We start from the raw sequence: 20,109 nt of genomic DNA, 5'->3' as shown, positions 1-20,109 counted from the left end.
GGGTCCTCGCCTGCTGCGAGGACCTGCCATGCTTCTGTGAGCGTTCACAGTAGAGAAACATCCCGGACACTTGTCAATGGTTGTTGCTGTGCGGTTATGTTGGGCTCCGCACCGCGCCGCTGTGTGTGCACGTTCCCATTTGATCGACCGACCGGGAGACCATCCATGCCGGAGACCACCCCCAGGGGCCTCACCAGGCTCGCCTTCGGTGGGGACTACAACCCCGAGCAGTGGCCGGAGAGCGTCTGGCAGGAGGACGTCCGGCTGATGCGCGAGGCCGGCGTCACCATGGTGAGCGTCGGGATCTTCTCCTGGGCGCTGCTGGAGCCCTCACCCGGCCGTCACGACTTCGGCTGGCTCGACCGCCTATTGGACCTGCTGCACGAGAACGGCGTCCGCGTCGACCTCGGCACCCCCACCGTCGTACCGCCCGCCTGGTTCTACCGGGCCCACCCCGACGCCCTGCCCGTGACCGCCGAGGGCGTGCGCTACGAGTTCGGCTCCCGCGCCGCGATCTGCCACAGCAACGCGGACTACCGTGCGGCCGCCGCCGCCATCACCACGAAGCTCGCCGAACGCTACGGCGACCACCCCGCCCTGGCGATGTGGCACGTGCACAACGAGTACGGCGTCCCCGTCTCGGCGTGCTACTGCGACTCGTGCGCCGCACACTTCCGCCGCTGGCTGGCGACGACGTACGGCACGGTCGACGCGGTCAACGAGGCCTGGGGCACGGCCTTCTGGGGCCAGCGCTACGCGGACCTCGACCAGATCAACCCGCCCCGGCTCACCCCCGCGGCCGTCAACCCGGGCCAGGCGCTGGACTACAAGCAGTTCGCCGACGCCACCATGCGCGAGAACTTCGTGACGGAGCGGGACATCCTGCACCGCCTGTCCCCGGGCGTCCCGGTCACCACCAACTTCATGACGGCGCTGAGCCAGTGCGACTCCGTCGACTACTGGGCCTGGGGCCGCGAGGTCGACATCGTCACCAACGACCACTACCTGATCACCGACGGGCGCCGCACCCACGTGAACCTGGCGATGGCCGCCGACCTCACCCGCTCCGTCGCGGGCGGCGCCCCCTGGCTGCTGCTGGAACACTCCACCTCGGGCGTCAACTGGCAGCCCCGCAACCCGGCCAAGGCCCCCGGCCAGATGGCCCGCAACTCCCTCACCCACGTGGCCCGTGGCTCCGACGGCGCCATGTTCTTCCAGTGGCGCCAGTCCCGGCGCGGCGCCGAGAAGTTCCACTCGGCGATGCTCCCGCACGGCGGCACCGACACCCGTGTGTGGCGCGAGGTCGTCGAACTGGGTGCCTCCGTCGCGGCGTTGAGCGAGATCCGCGGCACCCGCACCGAGGCCGACGTGGCCGTGCTGTGGGACTGGCACTCCTGGTGGGCGCAGAACCTCGACTGGCGCCCCAGCGTCGACCACGACGCCCGCGAGCGCGCCGACGCATTCTACGAGGCCCTCTACGACCGCCACCTCACCGTCGACTTCGCCCATCCGGAAGCCGACTTGTCGAGGTATCCCCTTGTCGTCGTACCGGCGCTGTACCTGATGACGGAGGCGGCCGGGAACAACCTCACGGCCTACGTCGAGAACGGCGGCACGCTGGTCGTCTCGTACTTCTCCGGCATCGTCGACGAGCACGACGCCGTCCACGAGGGCGCCTACCCGGGCCCGCTGCGGGACGTCCTCGGCCTCACCGTCGAGGAGTTCTCACCGCTGCTGCCCGGTGAGCGCGTCAGCGTCACCGGCCCCGACGGATCCGAGCTGGGCGCCGACGTGTGGACGGAGTTCGTGGTGCCGCGCGGTGCCGAGACCGTCCTGACGTACGCCGACGGGCTGACCGCCGGGCGCCCCGCCGTCACCCGGCACCGCCTCGGCGAGGGCACCGCCTGGTACGTCTCCACCCGGCTCGGCGCCGACGGACTCGACGCGCTGCTCGGCTGGGCGGTCGAGGACGCCCGGCTCGCCCCGCGCGCCGACCTGCCCCGGGACGTCGAAGTGGTGCGCCGCACCGGCGAGTCGGGCACCTACCTGTTCGCCGTCAACCACACCGGCTCGGACGCCAAGGTGCCGCTGGAGGCCGACGGCACCGAACTGCTGACCGGTGAACGCGCCGCGGGCCGGCTGGCCGTCCCGGCCGGAGGCGTCCGGGTCGTCCGGCTCGACGGCTGAACCGACTCCCCTCCGCCCGTGCGAGCCGCATGAGCCGCGGGCGGAGGGGCTCTCTCGCCTCACCTCCGGGCGAGGGGCACCCCCAACCCCCACGTCGAAGGGACGACGGACGACGATGTTCCATCCCAGACGCACGCTCAGAACCCTGCTGCTCCCGCTCGCGGCCGGGCTCGCCCTCACGGCCCTGCCCGCCACCTCCGCCCACGCCGCGAGCACGCTGACCAACGGCGGCTTCGAGGCCGACGGCGCGGGCGCGGCCACGCCGGGCGGCTGGTCCGAGTACGGCGACACCGGCGCCTCGTTCACCGAGTCCGGCGGTCACGGCGGCAGCTACCGCCTCAGCCACTGGGCCTCCACCGCCTACAAGGTGGAGACGTACCAGTACCTGTCCGGACTCACCAACGGCAATTACAAGCTCACCGCCTGGGTGCGCTCCAGCGGCGGACAGAAGTCCGCGTACATGGCGCTCAAGAACTGCGGCGGCGCCGAGCAGCGCACCGACCTGCCGGTCTCGGCCAGTGGGTGGATCCGGATCGTCGTGCCGGTCAATGTGACCAACAACCAGTGCACCATCAGCGTCAACAGTGACGCGAACGCCGGCAACTGGATCAATGTCGACGACCTGACCTTCACGTCGGGCACGTCCGGTACATCGATCAAGGGTGCCGACATCTCGTCCCTGCCCAAGAGCGAGGCCAAGGGCGGCCTCTACCGGAACAGCTCCGGCACGTCCGGCGACGCCCTCGCGATCCTCAAGTCGTCCGGCATGAACTACGCGCGCCTCAAGGTCTGGGTGAACCCGGCCGACGGCTACAACAACAAGGCGCACGTCCTGGCCCTGGCCAAGCGCGTCAAGGCGCAGGGCATGAAGCTGCTGGTCGACTTCCACTACTCGGACTTCTGGGCCGACCCGGGCCGCCAGGACAAGCCCGCGGCCTGGGCCGGACACTCGTACGGTCAGCTCAGGACCGACGTGTACAACCACACCTACGACGTGTTGAACGCCTTGAAGGCGCAGGGCACCACCGCCGACATGGTCCAGGTCGGCAACGAGATCAACGGCGGCATGCTGTGGAACGAGGGATCGACCTCCAACTGGTCACAGCTGGCCGGTCTGCTCAACTCCGGCTACGACGCGGTCAAGGCGGTCAACTCGAACACGACCGTCGCCCTGCACCTCGCCAAGGGCGGTGACCTGGCCGGAACCCGCTGGTGGTTCGACAGCGCGCGGTCCAACGGCGTCAAGTTCGACGCGATCGGCCTGTCGTACTACGGCTACTGGCACGGCACACTGGCCGACTTCCAGACGACCCTCGACGACGCGGCCTCCCGCTACGGCAAGCCGGTCTTCGTCGCCGAGACCGCCTACCCGTTCCGCCTCGACAGCGAGGACTCCCACGAGAACATCATCGACACCAGTGCCGAACTGGTCTCCGGCTATCCGGCGAGCGTGGCCGGCCAGACCCGGTGGATGAACGACGTGGCGAGCATCGTGGAGGCCGTCCCGAACGGCCGTGGCCTCGGCATCTTCTACTGGGAGGCGACCTGGACCGCGGTGAACGGCAACGGCTGGGACCCGACCGACCCGTCCTCCGGCAACGCCTGGGAGAACCAGGCGCTGTTCGGCTACGACGACCGGGCACTCTCGTCGATGTCCTGGTTCCGCCACCGCTGACCTCGCGGGGAAGGGGGCCCGGCCGCACGCACGCGGCCGGGCCCTCGTCCATATCCGAACTCGCCTGCGAACTACGGCAGTTCGGTATCGGTCAACGATGCCGAGTCCCGGACGCGGCGGCTTCGACTGCGCGACAGTGGGAAGACGCGGTATGAGGACGAGAGCCGCGAGGCAGGGGCACGACATGCTGAGGACTCCCACGGACGAGACGCGCCTGCGCATCCTGGCCTGGCTGAAGGAACCCGGCCCCGCCGCGGACGGCGTCACCGCGGACGCCGTCGCCGAGAGGTTCTCGATGCCCCACCCGGTCGCCGTCACCCATCTCCGGCTGCTCCAGGCCACCGGCATGCTGCGCACCAGCCGGTCCGAGGGCCGCGTGCACTACCACCGCGACGAGATGCGCATCGCCGAGGTCGCCCGGATGTTTGAAAAGGGCTGGTAGGCCACCCGGTACCACCCGGTACAGCGGAATCTCCCCCAAACAGTGAAGGACATGCGCGCGATGGACCGTCCCACGGCACTCGTCCCACGCCACTACGTCGCGGTGGGCCACGGCCCCGAGGACGTGGTCGCCGACCCGCGCGGCCGGGTGCTGACCGGCCTGGCGGACGGCCGCATCCTGCGCCTGGACGGCCTGGGGGACCCGGTGACGGCCCGTACCGAGGTCATCGCCGAGACCGGCGGCAGGCCGCTCGGGCTCGAACTCCTCCCGGACGGCGACCTGCTGGTGTGCGACGCCGAACGCGGACTGCTGCGCGTCGACACCGGCGACGGCACGGTCCGCATCCTCGCCGACGCGGTGGCGGGGGAGCGGCTGCGGTTCGCCAGCAACGTCGTGTCCCTCTCCGACGGCAGCGTGTACTTCACCGTCTCCAGCCGCCGCCACCCCCTGGACCACTGGATCGGCGACATCGTCGAACACACCGGAACGGGACGGCTGCTGCGCCTCGCCCCCGGCGCGGACACCCCCGAGGTGGTGCTGGACGGCCTCCAGTTCGCCAACGGGCTCGCCGCCGGAGCCGACGAGTCGTACCTCGTCGTCGCCGAGACCGGCGCCCGCCGGCTCACCCGCTACCGGCTCATTGGGCCCGAGGCCGGCCGCAGCGAGCCCTTCGCCGAGAACCTCCCGGGCATGCCCGACAACCTCTGGCGCGGCACCCCGGACGGACCGATCTGGGTCGCGCTGGCCGGACCCCGCGTCCCCGCTCTCGACCTGCTCCACCGCGGCACACCCGCGGTCCGGCGCGCCGCCGCCCGCGTGGCCGTGCGCGCCCCCTTCCGCCCCACCGGCACGATCGCCGTCCTGGCCTTCGACGACGAGGGCCGCGTCGTCCACCACCTCGCCCGCCGCCACTCCGGCTACCGGATGGTCACCAGCGTGTGCGAAACGGGCGGACACCTCGTGCTGGGCAGCCTCTGGGAGCCGGGCGTGGCGGTCTGCGAGCCGCCCGCCTCGAAGTGACGCGGGTTCGCCACCGGGGTTAACCTGAACCCCGGCCGCGACACTCTCGCGGCGCGGCGGTGGGGCCCGCCGTACCCGAACCGCGGCACGGACGCCGCCAACGGTCCCTACTTGCGACGGCACGCGCCCGCACGACCCCGGGCCCCGGCGAGTAGGAGACGTACGACCATGACGGCCCCCGAGGCGGAAAGCCTCCGCATCCAGCCCTCCGCCCCGCACCCGCCCGCCTGGCGCGCCCAAGCGCCGGTCGTCGCGGTGGTGGCGCTCGGCGGGGGAGTGGGGGCCGCCGCACGGTACGCGGCGTCCCTGTGGTGGCCCTCGCCCACGGGCGGCTTCCCCTGGACGACCTTCTGGGTCAACGTCACCGGCTGTGCCGTGATCGGCGTGTTCATGGTGGTCATCACCGAGTTCCGGCCCGCCCACCGTCTGGTCCGCCCCTTCTTCGGCACCGGCGTCCTCGGGGGGTTCACGACCTTCTCGACCTACGCCGTCGACATCCAGAAGCTGGCCGACGGCGGCCACCTCCGCGCCGGCCTGGCCTACCTCGCCGCTACCCCGCTCGCGGCGCTCACGGCGGTGTGGCTCGCGGCCTGGTCGACCCGCCGTGCCCTCAAGCGGAGGCAGCCATGACACGGTTGACCGGCAGGGCCCTGCGCCTGACCGTCTTCGTCGGCGAGAACGACACCTGGCACCACAAGCCGCTCTACTCGGAGATCGTCCACCGGGCCCACGCGGCGGGCCTCGCGGGCGCCAGCGTCTTCCGGGGCGTCGAGGGTTTCGGCGCCTCCTCGCTGATCCACACCTCGCGGCTGCTGTCCCTGAGCGAGGACCTGCCGGTCGCCGTCGTGATCGTCGACACCGAGCCACGCGTCCGGGCCTTCCTGCCCCAGCTCGACGAACTCGTCACCGAGGGCCTGGTCACTCTCGACGACTGCGAGGTCATCCGGTACACGGACCGGACGGATATATCTGGCGAAACGGACGTGAAGGGTAAGAGGTCGTTGTGAACTGGCTGCTGGTCGTCGGGGGCGCGATGGTCGGCGCGCCGCTGCGCTACCTCACCGACCGCGCGGTGCAGTCCCGGCACGACTCCGTCTTCCCCTGGGGTACCTTCGCGGTGAACGTCGCCGGCTGCCTGATCCTCGGCCTGCTCACCGGCGTCGCCGGACACGTCCAACTGCTGCTCGGCACGGGTTTGTGCGGAGCCCTGACGACGTACTCGACGTTCTCCTACGAGACGCTGCGGCTGGTGGAGACGGGGGCCCGCGGCTACGCCGTCCTCAATGTGGCGGCGAGCCTGGCGGCCGGTCTCGGGGCGGCGTTCGCGGGGGTGGCGCTCGCGCGTCTGTGAGATCCGTTCTCGCCCGCGTGTAGTAGGACGGTCCTCTCCACGCCCGTCCCACCCCGCACAGAACTGGATCCCATGAGCGTCATCAGCGTCGGTCAGGCCGTCGTCCTCGGAGCCGTCGAGGGGGTGACCGAGTTCCTGCCCGTCTCCTCCACCGGCCATCTGAAGATCGTCGAAGGGCTCATGGGCATCCCCGTCGACGACAACGCCGTGATCGGGTTCTCGGCCGTCATCCAGGTCGGCGCGATCGCCGCGGTGCTCGTGTACTTCTTCAAGGACATCGTGCGGATCGTCTCCGCGTGGGGGAGGGGCCTGCGCGACCGCGAGGAGCGCTACCACCACGACTACAAGTTCGCCTGGTGGGTCATCTGCGCGACCGTCCCGATCGTCGCCGTCGGACTCGCCGCCAAGCCGCTCATCGAGGGCCCGCTCGCCTCGCTGTGGGTGGTGGCCGGCTCGCTGATCGTCGGCAGCGGGGTGATGTGGGCGGCGGACCAGATGGGCCGGCACAAGCGCGGCGAGGACGACACCTCGTTCAAGGACGCCATGCTCGTCGGCAGCTCCCAGATCCTCGCCCTGCTCTTCCCCGGCTTCTCCCGCTCCGGCGCCACCATGTCCACGGCCTTGATCCTCGACCTGGACCGCGTCGCCGCCACCCGGCTCTCCTTCTTCCTCGGCATCCCCGCCCTGACGGGCGCCGGCCTCTACGAGCTCAAGGACGCCCTGGGCACCGGCGTGGGGGCGGCGCCGCTCGCCGTCGGCACGCTCGTGTCCTTCGTGGTGGCCTACGGCTCCATCGCCTGGCTGCTGAGGTTCGTCGCCAAGCACTCCTTCAACGCCTTCGTGATCTACCGGATCGTCGTGGGAGTGCTGCTGTTCGGCCTGCTCGGAGGCGGTGTGCTGCACAGCTGACCGGTCGCGAGGGGCCGGGCCGAGAGAGTGAACGACGGCTTCCGGCCCTCTGAACCTTTCCTTTCGGGCCCTTGACAGGTGCCTCGCATGCCCCGGAGGATCACCCCCGTGAACCTGTCAGACAGCCGGACAGCCGGACAGCCCGTACGTCGCATCAGCGCCATGGAAGCGGTGCTGGCGCATCTGCGCGACGCCATCGAGCGTGGCGACTACGCGATCGGCGACAAGCTCCCCTCCGAGGCGGAGCTGTGCCGCACTCTGGAGGTCTCCCGGCCCGTGCTGCGCGAGGCGCTGCGGGCGCTGCAGACCATGGGCCTGACCGTGTCCCGGACCGGCAAGGGCACTTTCGTCGTCGCCAGTACCGTCGAGGACCCCACCTTCGGCGACTACTCGGCCAGCGACCTGCTGGAGGTGCGCCGCCACGTCGAGATCCCGGTCGCCGGGTACGCGGCCCGGCGCCGCACGCCGGAGAACCTCGACCACCTGGCCCATCTCCTGGACCGGATGGAACGGGAGACGGACACCACGGCGTGGGTCGCGATGGACACGCTGTTCCACCTCGCCGTGGCCGAGGCCGCCCAGAACCCGGTCTTCCGCCGGGTCATCGAGGAGATCCGGGACGCGCTGGCCCGCCAGTCCGCCTTCCTCAACGAGCTGGGCGGCCGCCGCGAGCAGTCCAACCGCGAGCACCGGGCGATCGTCGAGGCGCTGACCGACGGTTCCGAGAACGACGCGGTGGAGGCCATGGCCCACCACCTCGACCGGGTCGAGACGACCCTCACCGACATCGTGCGTTCCCCGCGCACGGACACCCCCACGGAAGGCGGACCCGAGGCGTGAGCGAGCAGTCCCTGCACGAAGGCGTGCAGAAACGTTCCGGCCATGTCGATGCCGGAGACGCCGGCTACAGCAAGTCCCTGAAGTCCCGGCACGTCAACATGATCGCCATCGGCGGTGCCATCGGCACCGGCCTCTTCCTCGGCGCCGGCGGCCGCCTCGCCGACGCGGGCCCCTCCCTCTTCATCGCCTACGCGGTCTGCGGTCTCTTCGCCTTCCTCGTCGTGCGCGCCCTCGGTGAACTCGTGCTGTACCGCCCCTCTTCCGGCGCGTTCGTGTCGTACGCCCGTGAGTTCATGGGGGAGAAGGGCGCCTACACCGCGGGCTGGATGTACTTCCTCAACTGGGCGACCACCGGTATCGCCGACATCACCGCCGTCGCGACCTACACCCACTACTGGGGCATGTTCTCCGACATCCCGCAGTGGGTGATCGCGCTCATCGCGCTGGCGGTCGTGCTCACCGTGAACCTGATCTCGGTGAAGATCTTCGGCGAGCTCGAGTTCTGGTTCGCGATCATCAAGGTCGGCGCGCTCGTCGTCTTCATGTGCATAGGCATCTTCCTGCTGGTCACCCAGCACTCCGTGGACGGCCACAGCCCCGGCCCGTCCCTCATCAGCGACAGCGGCGGCGTCTTCCCGCACGGCCTGCTGCCGATGCTGCTGATCATCCAGGGCGTCGTCTTCGCCTACGCCTCCGTCGAGCTGGTCGGCGTCGCGGCAGGTGAGACCGAGAACCCCGAGAAGATCATGCCGAAGGCGATCAACTCGATCATGTGGCGCGTGGGTGTGTTCTACGTCGGCTCGGTCGTCCTGCTGTCGATGCTGCTGCCGTGGAACAAGTACACCGCCGGCGAGAGCCCCTTCGTGACCGTGCTGTCCAACATCGGCATCCCGGCGGCCGGCGACGTGATGAACCTCGTCGTCCTCACCGCCGCGATGTCCTCCCTCAACTCCGGCCTGTACTCCACCGGCCGCATCCTGCGCTCCATGGCCATGGCCGGATCCGCGCCCCGGTTCACCTCCGTGATGAGCCGCAGCCAGGTCCCCTACGGTGGCATCCTGCTCACCAGCGGCATCTGCGTCCTGGGCGTCGGCCTCAACTTCGTCGTGCCCGCCGAGGCGTTCGAGATCGTGCTGAACTTCGCCGCGATCGGTATCCTCGCCACCTGGGGCCTGATCATGATCTGTCACCTCCTCTTCTGGCAGAAGACCCAGAAGGGCGAGCTGACCCGCCCGGGCTACCGGCTGCCGGGCTCCCCCTGGACCGAGATCGTGACGCTGGCGTTCCTCGCCTCCGTCCTGGTCCTCATGTACGCCGACGGCGGCGCGGGACGCACCACCGTGCTGTGCCTGCCGCTGATCGTCGGGGCACTGGTCGCCGGATGGTTCGCCGTCCGCGGCCGTGTCGCGCGCAAGTCCACGACCGGAGCCGACGCGTGACAGACGCGTCCCTCCACGAGAAGCAGGCAGTGATGTACAGCAGTTCCCTCGCGGACGCACCCCTGGTCCGTGAACCCGTCCACGCCCCCGTCGCCCACCTCATACGCGGCGGAATCGTCGAAGGCATCCACTACGGCTCCGTCGTCGTCCTCGGCGCCGACGGAGAGGTCCGGCTCCAGATCGGAGACATCGAGGCCGCCTTCTATCCCCGCTCCGCGCTCAAGCCCGTCCAGGCCGTGGCCATGGCACGGGCCGGGCTCCCCCTCGACGGCGAGCTGCTGTCACTGACCGCGGCCAGCCACTCCGGCGAGGAACGCCACCTCGCCGGTGCCCGGCGCATCCTCGACCTCGCCGGGCTCACCGAGGACCACCTGCGCAACGTCCCGGACCTGCCGTTCGACCCGGTCGTCCGGGACGCCTGGGTGCGCGAGGGCCGGCTGCCCTCCCGGCTCGCGCAGAATTGCTCCGGCAAGCACGCGGCCATGCTCTACACCTGCATGCTCAACGGCTGGTCGCTGGAGGACTATCTCGACCCCGGCCACCCGCTCCAGCAGGCCATCGCCGAGATCCTCGAGGACCTCACCGGGCAGCGCATCGCCGGGGTGACCGTCGACGGCTGCGGCGCGCCCCTGTTCTCCATCTCCCTGCACGGCCTCGCCCGGGCCACGGCGCGGATCGCCACGGCAGCGCCGGGGACGCCCGAGGCCCGCGTCGCCGACGCGATGCGGGAACACGCCGAGATGGCTTCCGGCTCCGGCCGGGACGTCGCCACGATGATGCGGGCGGTGCCGGGGCTGTTGTCCAAGGACGGCTTCGAGGGCGTGCAGGTGGCTGCCCTGGCCGATGGGCGGGCCGTTGCTGTGAAGATCGCCGACGGTGCGAATCGGGCGCGTGTGCCGGTTGCTGCCGCGGCGTTGGCGCGTGCGGGCGTCGACCCGGAGCTGCTTTCCGAGTTCGCGGGTGAGCCGCTGCTCGGGGGTGGCCGGGAGGTCGGGCGTGTGCGGCCCGTTCGCTCGCTGGAGCCCGTTGTCGGATCGGCTCGCGCCTGACAGCGTGCCAGGTCTCGCCGTGTGCGACTGCGGGCCCCCTGTGGCTGGTCGCGCAGTTCCCCGCGCCCCTTCAGGGCGCACATCCACCCTCACTCCTCAGCAAAGGGACGTCACCCTCATGACCGCCGCCACCCGTTCCGAACACGATCTGCTCGGGGACCGTGACGTTCCTGCCGAGGCCTACTGGGGTGTGCACACCCTTCGGGCCACGGAGAACTTCCCCATCTCGGGTATGCCGATCTCCTCCTACCCGCATCTGATCGATGCCTTGGCCGCGGTGAAGGAGGCCGCGGCCCTCGCCAACGAGGAACTCGGGCTGCTGGACCCGAAGAAGACCGCCGCCATCGTCGAGGCCTGCCGGGAGATCCGCGACGGCAAGCTGCACGACCAGTTCGTGGTCGACGTCGTCCAGGGCGGCGCGGGCACGTCCACCAACATGAACGCCAACGAGGTCGTGGCGAACCGGGCGCTGGAACTGCTGGGTCACGCCAAGGGCGAGTACCGGTACCTGCACCCGAACGAGGACGTCAACCTCGGCCAGTCGACCAACGACGTCTACCCGACCGCCGTCAAGATCGCGACGGTGTTCGCGGTGCGCGGGTTGCTCGGCGCGATGTCCGTCCTCCAAGACGCCTTCGCCCGCAAGGCCGTCGAGTTCCACGACGTGCTCAAGATGGGCCGTACACAGTTGCAGGACGCGGTACCCATGACGCTGGGTCAAGAGTTCTCCGCGTACGCCGTCATGATTGACGAGGACCGGTCCCGTCTCGCCGAGGCCGTCCAGTTGATCCATGAGATCAACCTCGGCGCCACGGCGATCGGCACCGGCCTCAACGCCCCCGCCGGATACGCCGAGTCGGCCCGCCGCCACCTCGCGGCCATCACCGGCCTGCCCCTGGTGACGGCGGCCAACCTGGTCGAGGCGACCCAGGACTGCGGCGCCTTCGTCCAGATGTCCGGTGTGCTCAAGCGCATCGCGGTCAAGCTCTCCAAGAGCTGCAACGACCTGCGGCTGCTGTCCTCCGGCCCGCGCGCCGGGCTCGGCGAGATCAACCTGCCGCCGGTGCAGGCCGGTTCGTCCATCATGCCCGGCAAGGTCAACCCGGTGATCCCCGAGGTCGTCAACCAGGTCGCCTTCGAGGTGATCGGCAACGACGTCACCATCACCATGGCCGCCGAGGCCGGACAGCTCCAGCTCAACGCCTTCGAACCGATCATCCTGCACTCCCTGTCGGAGAGCATCACGCACCTGCGCGCGGCCTGTCTCACCCTCGCCGAACGCTGCGTGGCCGGCATCACCGCCAACACCGAGGCGCTGCGCGCGACCGTCGAGAACTCCATCGGCCTCGTCACCGCCCTCAACCCGCACATCGGCTACACGGCCGCCACCGACATCGCCAAGGAGGCCCTCGCCACCGGCCGGGGCGTGGCCGAACTCGTGCTGGAGAAGGGCCTGCTGCCCGCCGAGACACTCGCCGGCCTGCTGCGCCCGGAGGTCCTGGCCGGCAGCGGCCCGGCTCCGGTGGCCTGACCCACGCGAGCGGGCCGGGACCGGCACGGAGGGACAATCGAGATCATGACGTCGTCAACCACCTTCCGGCCGGTCCTGGAGCGCATCGCCGAGGAGATCGAACGGACCCCGGGCCGTGGCCGGCCCGCCGACTACATCCCGGCGCTCGCCGCCTGCGACCCGCGCAGCTTCGGCATGGCCGTCGCCGAGCCGGACGGCACGGTGTACGGCGTGGGGGAGTGGCGGCGGCCGTTCTCCGCACAGTCCATCACCAAGGTCTTCACCCTCGCCCTCGTCCTGGCCCGCGAGGGCGACGCCCTGTGGGAACACGTGGGCCGCGAGCCCTCCGGCAACCCCTTCAACTCCCTGGTCCAGCTCGAGTACGAGAACGGCATCCCGCGCAACCCGTTCATCAACGCGGGCGCCCTCGTCGTCACCGACCGGCTGCACACCCGTACCGGCGACGCGTCGGGCGAACTGCTGTCGTTCCTGCGGGCGGAGAGCGGCAACCAGGACCTCACCTTCGACAAGGAGGTCGCGGCCTCCGAGTCCGCGCACGGCGACCGCAACGCCGCGCTCGGGCACTTCATGGCGTCCTACGGCAACATCGACAACCCCGTGCCGGTCCTGCTCGACCAGTACTTCCGGCAGTGCTCGATCGCGGCGTCCTGCGCCGACCTCGCCCTCGCCACCGCCTTCCTCGCCCGGCACGGCATCCGCGCCGACGGCACCCGCCTGCTCACCCTCAGCCAGGCCAAGCAGATCAACGCGATCATGCTGACCTGCGGCACGTACGACGCGGCGGGCGATTTCGCCTACCGCGTGGGCCTGCCCGGCAAGAGCGGCGTGGGCGGCGGCATCATCGCGGTCGTCCCGGGCCGCTGCACGCTGTGCGTGTGGAGCCCCGGCCTGGACGAACGGGGCAACTCGGTGGCGGGCGTGGCGGCCCTGGACAGATTCACGACGCTGACCGGACTGTCAGTGTTCTGAACCTCTTGGCCCGCACCTGATCACCGGCCGGTCACACTCCCGCTCCCCTCCGGAGGGCTCCACGTCGCCGCGAAGCCACCCCGCGTTGACACGCTGCCCGAGTGTTGGCCATGGCTTTCCCCGTCGATCTCCGCCGCTGCCAGATACTCGGTCTGGCCGGTACCGCCTTCCTCGCGGCAGGCGGTGAGACGGCCGGAGCCCTGCCCGTACGGGACCTCCTCCACCCGGCCTCCGCGCGCGCCGCCCTCGGCCTGGTGGGGGTGTACTTCGGACTCGTCCTGCTGATCGCGGCCTGGGCGCTGCTGGGCCGGCTGGTCCGAGGGCCGAGACCCCCCGCTCCCCGCGCCCTGCTGACCGTCCTCGCCGTCTGGGCCGCCCCGCTGTTGCTCGCCCCGCCGCTGTTCAGCCGGGACGTGTACAGCTACCTCGCCCAGGGGGCGATGGTCGACGCGCACATGGACGTGTACGCGCACGGACCGTCCCGCCTCGGCGGCCCGCTCGCCGACGAGGTCGCCCCGCTCTGGCGGCACACCGGCGCCCCGTACGGCCCGGTGTTCCTCGCCGTCGCGGCGGCCCTGTCGGCGCTGACGCGAGATGAGGTGCCGGCCGGACTGTTCGGGATGCGCCTCGTCGCGCTCGCCGGCGTGGCCCTGATGGCGGCCGCGCTGCCCCGCCTCGCCCGCCACAGCGGCGCCGACCCGGCCGCCGCGCTGTGGCTGGGCGCCCTCAACCCGCTCGTCCTGCTGCACCTGGTCGCGGGCGCGCACAACGACGCCGTCATGCTGGGCCTGCTCGGCATCGGCCTGGTGGCGGCGCTCGGCCGGTGGCCGTACCTCGGCGCCGTCCTCGTCACGCTCGCCGCGCTGGTCAAGGCGCCCGCCGTGCTCGGTCTCGCCGCGGTCGTCGTCCTCCAGGTCCGCGCGGGCCGCGGTACGGCGAAGGCTCTCGTGACGACCGCCGCCGCGGCCGCGGGGACGACCGCCGCGGCCACGGCCGCGGCGGGCACCGGATACGGCTGGATCGGCGCCCTGAACACCCCCGTCTCGCCCCAGAACTGGGCCCTGACCACCCTGCTCGGCCGCGCCACCCGGGCCCTGCTGGAACATCTCGGCAGCGATCTCGCGCCCCTGGCCATCCCCGCCTGGCACGCGCTGGGCGTCGTGGCGGCCGGGGCCGCGATCGTCCTGATCTGGCTTCGGCTGCGCCCGCGACCGGTGTACGCGCTGGGCCTGAGCCTGGCGGCGGTGGCCGCGCTCGGCCCGGCGATCCGCCCCTGGTACGCCCTGTGGGGCCTGTTCCTCATCGCCGCCGCCGCGCCCAGCACCTCCGTACGCCACCGCATGGCGGCCGTGACATGCGTGCTCGCGCTCTGCGTGCTGCCCAGCGGCGGCCCGGCCGACACCGGGCAACTCGTGCTGGCCGTCTCCGGCGGCGCACTCGCGGTCGTCGTGCTGTGGCAGGCCCACCAGGCCGAGCTGGCCCCGGCACTGGGACGTGCGGCATGACCCCGGCCCCGCCGCGCACCGACCGCGGACGACTGCTGCTCGTGCTCGCCCTCGCCACGCTGGTGACGGTCTTCACGGCGACCGTGCCCCTCCTGCGCGACTGGTTCGACCTGCGCGTCTACTACGGAAGCATCGACAACTGGGTCCACCACGGCGGCCGGATCTACGACTACCGGGTCCCCGGCACGACGTACGGCTTCACCTACCCGCCGTTCGCCGCCGTCGTCATGCTGCCGATGGCCCTGCTGGACCTCCACACCGCGATCGCCGCCGCCCTGTTGCTCAACCTGGCGGCCCTGGTGCTGGTCCTGCGGCTGCTCGCAGGGCCCGCCTGGCGGCGCCACGGCTGGTACGGCTGGGCACTGACCGCCTGCGCGCTCGCACTGTTCGAACCGCTCCGCGACACCCTCAGCTTCGGGCAGGTGAACCTGCTGCTGCTGGCTCTCGTGCTCACCGACGCGGCGCTGCTCGCCACCGGACGCACACGCTGGGCGGGTGTCGGCATCGGGCTGGCGGCCGCGATCAAGCTGACGCCGGCGTTGTTCATCGGTCTGCTGCTGGTGGCCAGGAGGTGGCGCGCTGCGGCGGTCGCCACGGTCGTCGCGCTCGGTGCCACGGCCCTCGCGGCATCGGCGGACCCCGAGGCCTCACGCTTCTACTGGACCGAGGCGCTGTGGGACACCAGCCGGGTGGGCCGCCTCGGCTACGTCTCGAACCAGTCGCTGCAGGGCATCCTGGCCCGCTTGGGCGAACCGGACCGGGCGGTGTGGGCGGCGGCGGTCCTGCTGGTCCTCGGCGTGTGGGCGCTGCGGGCCCGCCGGGCCGTCGCCGCGGGGGACTGGACGGCGGCGTTCGCCCTGACCGGCCTCGCCGCCTGTCTCGTCAGCCCGATCACCTGGGTGCACCATCTGGTGTGGCTGCTGCCGTCCTTCGCCGTGCTGATCCGCACCGGGCACGCCCGGATCGCGGGTGCCCTGTACGTGGTGCTGTGCACCAGCGTGGTGTGGCTGTGGTTCGACGACGCGTCCGGCGTCGACGGGTTCCTGGGCAGCAACACCTACGCCTGGATCACCCTGGGCCTGCTGCTGTGGCTGCCGGCCGGTCAGCAGCCTCCGGACCGGCGGACCGGCAGCCGCAGCACGAGTACCACGACCGCCGCGCCCAGCCCGGTGGCTCCCACGATCAGCCCCGCTTCCGTCCAGCCGGAGTCGGCCTCTTCCGGCACGGCGGCGGCGACGGCCGGCGGAGTCTTCGCCGCCGGTGGCGCGGCAGCCCTCGACGCGTCGAGCGAACCCACCGGATCGACCCGTCTGCCCGCCTTGAACCCCCAGTCGAGCAGTGAGCGGGCCTCCTCGTACACCGCGGACCCCCCGCCCTCCTGAGGGTTCATCACCGTCACGACTAGGGTGCGCCCGTCGCGCCGCGCCGCCGCGACGAGCGTGCTGCCCGCCTTGCTGGTGTAGCCGTTCTTGATACCGATCAGCCCCCGGTACGGCCTCACACCACGGGCGCCGCTCAGCAGTCGGTTGGTGTTGCGGATCGGGTACGACCAGCCTCCGCCGCCCGGGAACCGGGCCTCGACGGTGGCGCAGTACCGCGCGAAGTCGGGGTTGCGCAGCCCGACCCGGCCGAAGACCGCCAGATCGAACGCCGACGACACCTGGCCCGGCGCGTCGTAGCCGTCCGGGGAGACCACGCGCGTGTCGCGGGCGCCGAGGGACCGGGCCTCGGCCTGCATGCGATCGGCCGTGGCCCGCCAGCCGCCGTTGAGTTCGGCCAGGACGCGCACGGCGTCGTTGCCGGAGTTGAGGAAGACACCCCGCCACAGGTCGGCGACCCGGTAGGTACGGCCCTCGGTGATCCCGACCAGGCTGCTGCCGGCTCCGACGCCCCGGAGTTCCTCCTCGCGGACCGTGTGCCGGATGCCTGCCGGCAACGAGGGCAGCACCGTGAGGGCGAAAAGGGTCTTCAGGGTGCTGGCCGGGGGCAGCCTGCGGTGCGCGTTGTGGGCGGCGAGCACCTCGCCGGTGCGGGCGTCGGCCACCAGCCAGGACAGCGCCGATGTCTCTGGGAGACGGGGCGCCCCGGCGCGAGGGCGGACGTGCGTGCCGGGGCGGTACAGCAGCGAGGGGTGCGGGGCCGCCGCCCTCGGTCCGGCCGGCGGACTGGGTTCCGCCCGGCCGGAACTGGCCGCCGCGGCGGGCATCAGGGCCAGAAGCCCCGCCGCACAGAGCGCGCAGGCGGACACGGCCACCCGGGAAGAGAATCCGATGATCATATGATCAACGTAGAAACGGATGTGCTCCGCGCCGTGACGACCGGGCCGGACACCACGCGCGAGCACCCGTATGCCGCACGTGGGGCCGGCGGTGGCGGTGATGAGCGCGATGCCGGCGCAGGCGGAGAAGAACGTCCGGACGGGCGCAGGCCGAGCCGGCCGGCGACGGCCGCGCCTCAGTCCGAGGGCAGCGTCGGCTGGATGCGCCGCAGGAACGTCGCGTTGTCCGGGGTGTCGCGCATGCGTTCCAGGAGGGTCTCCAGGGCGCCCTGCCCGTCCCGGTTCTGGAGCACGCGCCGCAGCCCGTGTACGGCCGCCAACTCGGCCGGGGGCAGCAGGAGTTCCTCGCGACGGGTGCCGGAGGGGATGATGTCGACGGCCGGGAACACACGGCGGGACGCCGGCTCGCGGCTCAGGCGGAGCTCCATGTTGCCCGTGCTCTTCAGCTCCTCGAAGTAGAAGTCGTCCGCCCGGGAACCGGTCTCCACCAGTGCCGTCGCGAGGATCGTGAGCGAACCGCCCTCCTCGGCCGACCGGGCGGCTCCGAAGAAGCGCTTGGGGCCGGTCAGCGCGGACGCGTCGACTCCGCCGGTGAGGATGCGGCCTCCGGAGGCGGCCGCGTTGTTGTGCGCCCGGCACAGCCGGGTGAGGGAATCAAGGAGGATCACGACGTCCTCGCCGGCCTCGACGAGCCGCTTGGCCCTCTCGATCACGAGCTCGGCGAGCGCGATGTGCTGTTTGGCGCTCCGGTCGAAGGTCGAGGCGTACACCTCGCCCCGCACGCTGCGCCGCATGTCGGTGACCTCCTCGGGCCGCTCGTCGAGCAGCAGCACCATCAGCCGGCACTCGGGATGGTTGCCGGTGACGGCGGCCGCGAGCTGCTGGAGGATGACGGTCTTGCCGGTCTTGGGCGGGGCCACGAGAAGCCCGCGCTGGCCCTTGCCGACCGGCGTGATCAGGTCGACGACCCGACCGGCCAGGCCGGCGGCCGGGTTTTCGAGGCGGAGGCGCTCGTGCGGATGCAGGGGCGTCAGGTCCCGGAAGTGCCGGCGGCCGCGCAGGTCCGCTGGTGTACGGCCGTCGACCCGTGCGACGTCGGTGAGGCCGCGCCGGTCGCCCAGGGTGCCTTCGACGAGGTCGCCCTTGCGCAGGCCGTGGCGGCGGATCAGGGCGGGGGAGACCGCGGGGTCGGTGGGCGCGGGCAGGCAGTTCTCGCCGCGCAGGTGACCCTTCCCGCTCGCGTCGATGTCGAGGACGCCGAGGGCGGTCCGGGGCTCGGTCTGCTGCTGGGCGGGAGGGGTGTCGAGTGTGGTGGTCATGGTGATGTGTCCTTTCACGGACGGCAGGCATGGGACATGCGAAGGGAAGGGGGGAGAGGGCCGCGAGGGGAGGGCCTGGGGCACGCCTCCGGCGGCGGGGAACAGCGCCTGGGATACGACAGAGCACGTCAGGTGCTGGAAATGATGGAGAGAAAGGGAGAACCGCACCGGCGCCCACAGAAGGGGGCGTGCACGAGTGCTGTTTGCAGGCTACCACCCGACGGGGCGCCGGGGGAGGGAGATGCGCGTCAGCGTGTGGCCAGCAGGCCGTACAGCAGTGGGATCCGCGGCGCGGTCAGCCGCCACCAGCCGGACTCCGTGCGGACCATCTGCGGCCAGCGCGGCCAGGGAAGTTCGTCACTTTCCCGCAGCCGCCGGACGGTCAGTCCCGCTCCCGACAACGCGTTGACGACCTCGCCTATTCCGTGCATCCACTCGTAACTGTCCGTGGCGCCCTCGACGGCCGGGCCGTCCGTGTAGGTGTGGGTCGCGTCCCGGTGCACGGGACCGTCGGCGCCCAGGTAGTCGTGGCGCAGGAGCAGCTCGGGGCCCTCGCCCGGAGCGGGTTTCGGGCCGAGCGAGTTGAGCAGCGGATGGAACTCGACGACGTACAGCCGCCCGCCGGGACGCAGGAGCCGGCCGACGACCTCCGCCCACCGGTCGAGGTCCGGCAGATAGCACAGGGCACCCTTGCCGGTGTAGACGATGTCGAACTGCCGTCCGTCCAGTGCCGCTTCGGCGTCGTACACGTTCGCCCGCACGTAGGTCACGTCCGCGCCGGCCTTCGCGGCGATGCCGGTAGCGGCAGCCACGGACGCTTCGGAGAAGTCGAGGCCGACGGCCCGGGCGCCGCGCCGCGCGAAGGCGATCGTCTCCGTGCCGAGGTGACACTGGAGGTGCACCACGTCACGGCCGGTCAGCGTGCCGAGGTCGTCCCACTCCCAGGGAGCGAACCAGCGCTCGGGATCGGGGTCCTGGTCGAGACCGTAGAACCGGCTGGCGAGATGGACGGGCGTGCGGGCGTCCCAGTTCGCCTGGTTGGCCCGCATCAGCCGGTCGTGCTCGGCGGACGTCATGGGGGACATCCAACCGCAACGGCCCGCGGGATGCTGCACATCGGGGGGAACGGACCGCCGGACGTGTCGCTCACACCGAGCGCGCCCGCGCCTCCTCGGCGATCCGCTCGAACTGCGCGCCCATGGCCGCCGCCAGCGCCTGCGCCGCCGACAACGGGCGTACCATCACGGTCAGTTCGTCGATGAGCCCGTCCTCGTCGACGTGGATGAAGTCGCAGCCGTTGATCTCCCGGTCACCCACCCGCGCGGTGAAGACCAGGGCGTGGTCGCGGCCGCTCGCGTCGTTGATCTCCCGCACGTAGCGGAAGTCCTCGAAGACACCAGAGACGGCGCGCAGGATCGCCGCCGTGATCGGCTTTCCGGTGTACGGCTTGAACACGACCGGGCTGGTGAAAACGACGTCCTGCGCCAGCAGCGCCTCGGCGGCGTCGAGGTCGAGTGCCTCGACCGCCTCACGGAATGCACGCATCGAACCCGCCTTCGTCAATTAATTGAGTAGGTGCGGAGTAGATTAATCAA

18 protein-coding genes and 1 pseudogene are annotated in these 20,109 nt (G+C 71.3%); 15 read left to right on the top strand and 4 right to left on the bottom strand.

Annotated features, from left to right (window positions below; all coding sequences use genetic code 11):
- The first annotated feature begins 165 nt into the window (after positions 1-165).
- From CP976_RS01595 to CP976_RS44440, 15 genes are all read left to right on the top strand, one after another.
- Positions 166-2,187 carry a beta-galactosidase gene (locus CP976_RS01595; RefSeq protein WP_150478651.1) on the top strand — a complete coding sequence of 674 codons (2,022 nt, stop codon included), beginning with the start codon at positions 166-168 and terminating at the stop codon, positions 2,185-2,187.
- A 115-nt stretch (positions 2,188-2,302) separates the two neighbouring features.
- Positions 2,303-3,862: a glycoside hydrolase family 53 protein gene (locus tag CP976_RS01590; RefSeq protein WP_150478650.1), complete on the top strand. Its 1,560-nt coding sequence runs from the start codon at positions 2,303-2,305 to the stop codon at positions 3,860-3,862.
- 184 nt (positions 3,863-4,046) lie between these two features.
- Complete coding sequence (locus CP976_RS01585) at positions 4,047-4,304, top strand: ArsR/SmtB family transcription factor (RefSeq protein WP_150478649.1); 258 nt, start codon at positions 4,047-4,049, stop codon at positions 4,302-4,304.
- Positions 4,305-4,364: 60 nt separating this feature from the next.
- Positions 4,365-5,324, top strand: a complete 960-nt coding sequence (locus CP976_RS01580; RefSeq protein WP_150478648.1) for an SMP-30/gluconolactonase/LRE family protein — start codon at positions 4,365-4,367, stop codon at positions 5,322-5,324.
- Between the two features lie 168 nt (positions 5,325-5,492).
- Complete coding sequence (gene crcB, locus CP976_RS01575; RefSeq protein WP_150478647.1) at positions 5,493-5,954, top strand: fluoride efflux transporter CrcB; 462 nt, start codon at positions 5,493-5,495, stop codon at positions 5,952-5,954.
- Positions 5,951-6,331: a DUF190 domain-containing protein gene (locus tag CP976_RS01570; RefSeq protein ID WP_150478646.1), complete on the top strand. Its 381-nt coding sequence runs from the start codon at positions 5,951-5,953 to the stop codon at positions 6,329-6,331. Before crcB (CP976_RS01575) ends, CP976_RS01570 begins: the two co-directional genes overlap by 4 nt.
- Positions 6,328-6,675 (top strand): fluoride efflux transporter CrcB, encoded by a 348-nt coding sequence (gene crcB / locus CP976_RS01565; protein WP_150478645.1) that lies wholly within the window; start codon positions 6,328-6,330, stop codon positions 6,673-6,675. The genes CP976_RS01570 and crcB (CP976_RS01565) overlap by 4 nt, the downstream gene beginning before the upstream one ends.
- A gap of 72 nt (positions 6,676-6,747) precedes the next feature.
- The gene (locus CP976_RS01560) at positions 6,748-7,584 is read left to right on the top strand and encodes an undecaprenyl-diphosphate phosphatase (protein WP_150478644.1); all 837 of its coding nucleotides are present in this window, start codon (positions 6,748-6,750) and stop codon (positions 7,582-7,584) included.
- 162 nt (positions 7,585-7,746) lie between these two features.
- Positions 7,747-8,424 (top strand): FadR/GntR family transcriptional regulator, encoded by a 678-nt coding sequence (locus CP976_RS01555; RefSeq protein ID WP_086847753.1) that lies wholly within the window; start codon positions 7,747-7,749, stop codon positions 8,422-8,424.
- The gene (locus CP976_RS01550) at positions 8,421-9,863 is read left to right on the top strand and encodes an amino acid permease (RefSeq protein WP_150478643.1); all 1,443 of its coding nucleotides are present in this window, start codon (positions 8,421-8,423) and stop codon (positions 9,861-9,863) included. Before CP976_RS01555 ends, CP976_RS01550 begins: the two co-directional genes overlap by 4 nt.
- A 32-nt stretch (positions 9,864-9,895) precedes the next feature.
- Positions 9,896-10,912 (top strand): asparaginase, encoded by a 1,017-nt coding sequence (locus CP976_RS01545; protein WP_150485165.1) that lies wholly within the window; start codon positions 9,896-9,898, stop codon positions 10,910-10,912.
- A 118-nt stretch (positions 10,913-11,030) separates the two neighbouring features.
- The gene (gene aspA / locus CP976_RS01540; RefSeq protein WP_150478642.1) at positions 11,031-12,443 is read left to right on the top strand and encodes an aspartate ammonia-lyase; all 1,413 of its coding nucleotides are present in this window, start codon (positions 11,031-11,033) and stop codon (positions 12,441-12,443) included.
- Between the two features lie 45 nt (positions 12,444-12,488).
- The gene (locus tag CP976_RS01535) at positions 12,489-13,412 is read left to right on the top strand and encodes a glutaminase (protein WP_150478641.1); all 924 of its coding nucleotides are present in this window, start codon (positions 12,489-12,491) and stop codon (positions 13,410-13,412) included.
- A 110-nt stretch (positions 13,413-13,522) separates the two neighbouring features.
- On the top strand, positions 13,523-14,917 hold the full coding sequence (gene mptB, locus CP976_RS01530; protein WP_150478640.1) for a polyprenol phosphomannose-dependent alpha 1,6 mannosyltransferase MptB: 1,395 nt from the start codon (positions 13,523-13,525) through the stop codon (positions 14,915-14,917).
- The gene (locus CP976_RS44440) at positions 14,914-16,299 is read left to right on the top strand and encodes a glycosyltransferase 87 family protein (RefSeq protein ID WP_150478639.1); all 1,386 of its coding nucleotides are present in this window, start codon (positions 14,914-14,916) and stop codon (positions 16,297-16,299) included. The genes mptB and CP976_RS44440 overlap by 4 nt, the downstream gene beginning before the upstream one ends.
- 59 nt (positions 16,300-16,358) lie before the next feature.
- On the opposite strand, the pseudogene CP976_RS01520 reads toward CP976_RS44440, so the two are convergent.
- From CP976_RS01520 to CP976_RS01505, 4 genes and pseudogenes are all read right to left on the bottom strand, one after another.
- Positions 16,359-17,123, bottom strand: a pseudogene (locus CP976_RS01520) (D-alanyl-D-alanine carboxypeptidase family protein); the annotation flags it as partial.
- A gap of 248 nt (positions 17,124-17,371) precedes the next feature.
- Positions 17,372-18,514 carry a transcription termination factor Rho gene (rho, locus tag CP976_RS01515; RefSeq protein ID WP_150478637.1) on the bottom strand — a complete coding sequence of 381 codons (1,143 nt, stop codon included), beginning with the start codon at positions 18,512-18,514 and terminating at the stop codon, positions 17,372-17,374.
- Positions 18,515-18,762: 248 nt separating this feature from the next.
- Positions 18,763-19,590 carry a class I SAM-dependent methyltransferase gene (locus tag CP976_RS01510; RefSeq protein WP_150478636.1) on the bottom strand — a complete coding sequence of 276 codons (828 nt, stop codon included), beginning with the start codon at positions 19,588-19,590 and terminating at the stop codon, positions 18,763-18,765.
- Positions 19,591-19,660: 70 nt separating this feature from the next.
- Positions 19,661-20,059, bottom strand: coding sequence for a nuclear transport factor 2 family protein (locus CP976_RS01505; RefSeq protein ID WP_150478635.1), 399 nt, complete (start codon positions 20,057-20,059; stop codon positions 19,661-19,663).
- Between the last annotated feature and the right edge of the window lie 50 nt (positions 20,060-20,109).

This window comes from Streptomyces coeruleorubidus, from assembly GCF_008705135.1.
Classification (GTDB): Bacteria; Actinomycetota; Actinomycetes; order Streptomycetales; family Streptomycetaceae; genus Streptomyces; species Streptomyces coeruleofuscus.
This window is presented reverse-complemented; position numbering and strand designations above follow the sequence as displayed.

What these genes read in the sequence shown, in the direction of transcription:
- CP976_RS01560 (WP_150478644.1), top strand. Translation starts at nt 6,748, where the DNA reads ATGAGCGTCATCAGCGTCGGTCAGGCCGTCGTCCTCGGAGCCGTCGAG.
- CP976_RS01510 (WP_150478636.1), bottom strand. Translation starts at nt 19,590, where the DNA reads ATGACGTCCGCCGAGCACGACCGGCTGATGCGGGCCAACCAGGCGAAC.
- mptB (WP_150478640.1), top strand. Translation starts at nt 13,523, where the DNA reads ATGGCTTTCCCCGTCGATCTCCGCCGCTGCCAGATACTCGGTCTGGCC.
- CP976_RS01585 (WP_150478649.1), top strand. Translation starts at nt 4,047, where the DNA reads ATGCTGAGGACTCCCACGGACGAGACGCGCCTGCGCATCCTGGCCTGG.
- CP976_RS01545 (WP_150485165.1), top strand. Translation starts at nt 9,896, where the DNA reads ATGTACAGCAGTTCCCTCGCGGACGCACCCCTGGTCCGTGAACCCGTC.
- CP976_RS01570 (WP_150478646.1), top strand. Translation starts at nt 5,951, where the DNA reads ATGACACGGTTGACCGGCAGGGCCCTGCGCCTGACCGTCTTCGTCGGC.
- rho (WP_150478637.1), bottom strand. Translation starts at nt 18,514, where the DNA reads ATGACCACCACACTCGACACCCCTCCCGCCCAGCAGCAGACCGAGCCC.
- CP976_RS44440 (WP_150478639.1), top strand. Translation starts at nt 14,914, where the DNA reads ATGACCCCGGCCCCGCCGCGCACCGACCGCGGACGACTGCTGCTCGTG.
- CP976_RS01535 (WP_150478641.1), top strand. Translation starts at nt 12,489, where the DNA reads ATGACGTCGTCAACCACCTTCCGGCCGGTCCTGGAGCGCATCGCCGAG.
- crcB (WP_150478647.1), top strand. Translation starts at nt 5,493, where the DNA reads ATGACGGCCCCCGAGGCGGAAAGCCTCCGCATCCAGCCCTCCGCCCCG.
- CP976_RS01590 (WP_150478650.1), top strand. Translation starts at nt 2,303, where the DNA reads ATGTTCCATCCCAGACGCACGCTCAGAACCCTGCTGCTCCCGCTCGCG.
- CP976_RS01595 (WP_150478651.1), top strand. Translation starts at nt 166, where the DNA reads ATGCCGGAGACCACCCCCAGGGGCCTCACCAGGCTCGCCTTCGGTGGG.
- CP976_RS01555 (WP_086847753.1), top strand. Translation starts at nt 7,747, where the DNA reads ATGGAAGCGGTGCTGGCGCATCTGCGCGACGCCATCGAGCGTGGCGAC.
- aspA (WP_150478642.1), top strand. Translation starts at nt 11,031, where the DNA reads ATGACCGCCGCCACCCGTTCCGAACACGATCTGCTCGGGGACCGTGAC.
- CP976_RS01580 (WP_150478648.1), top strand. Translation starts at nt 4,365, where the DNA reads ATGGACCGTCCCACGGCACTCGTCCCACGCCACTACGTCGCGGTGGGC.
- CP976_RS01505 (WP_150478635.1), bottom strand. Translation starts at nt 20,059, where the DNA reads ATGCGTGCATTCCGTGAGGCGGTCGAGGCACTCGACCTCGACGCCGCC.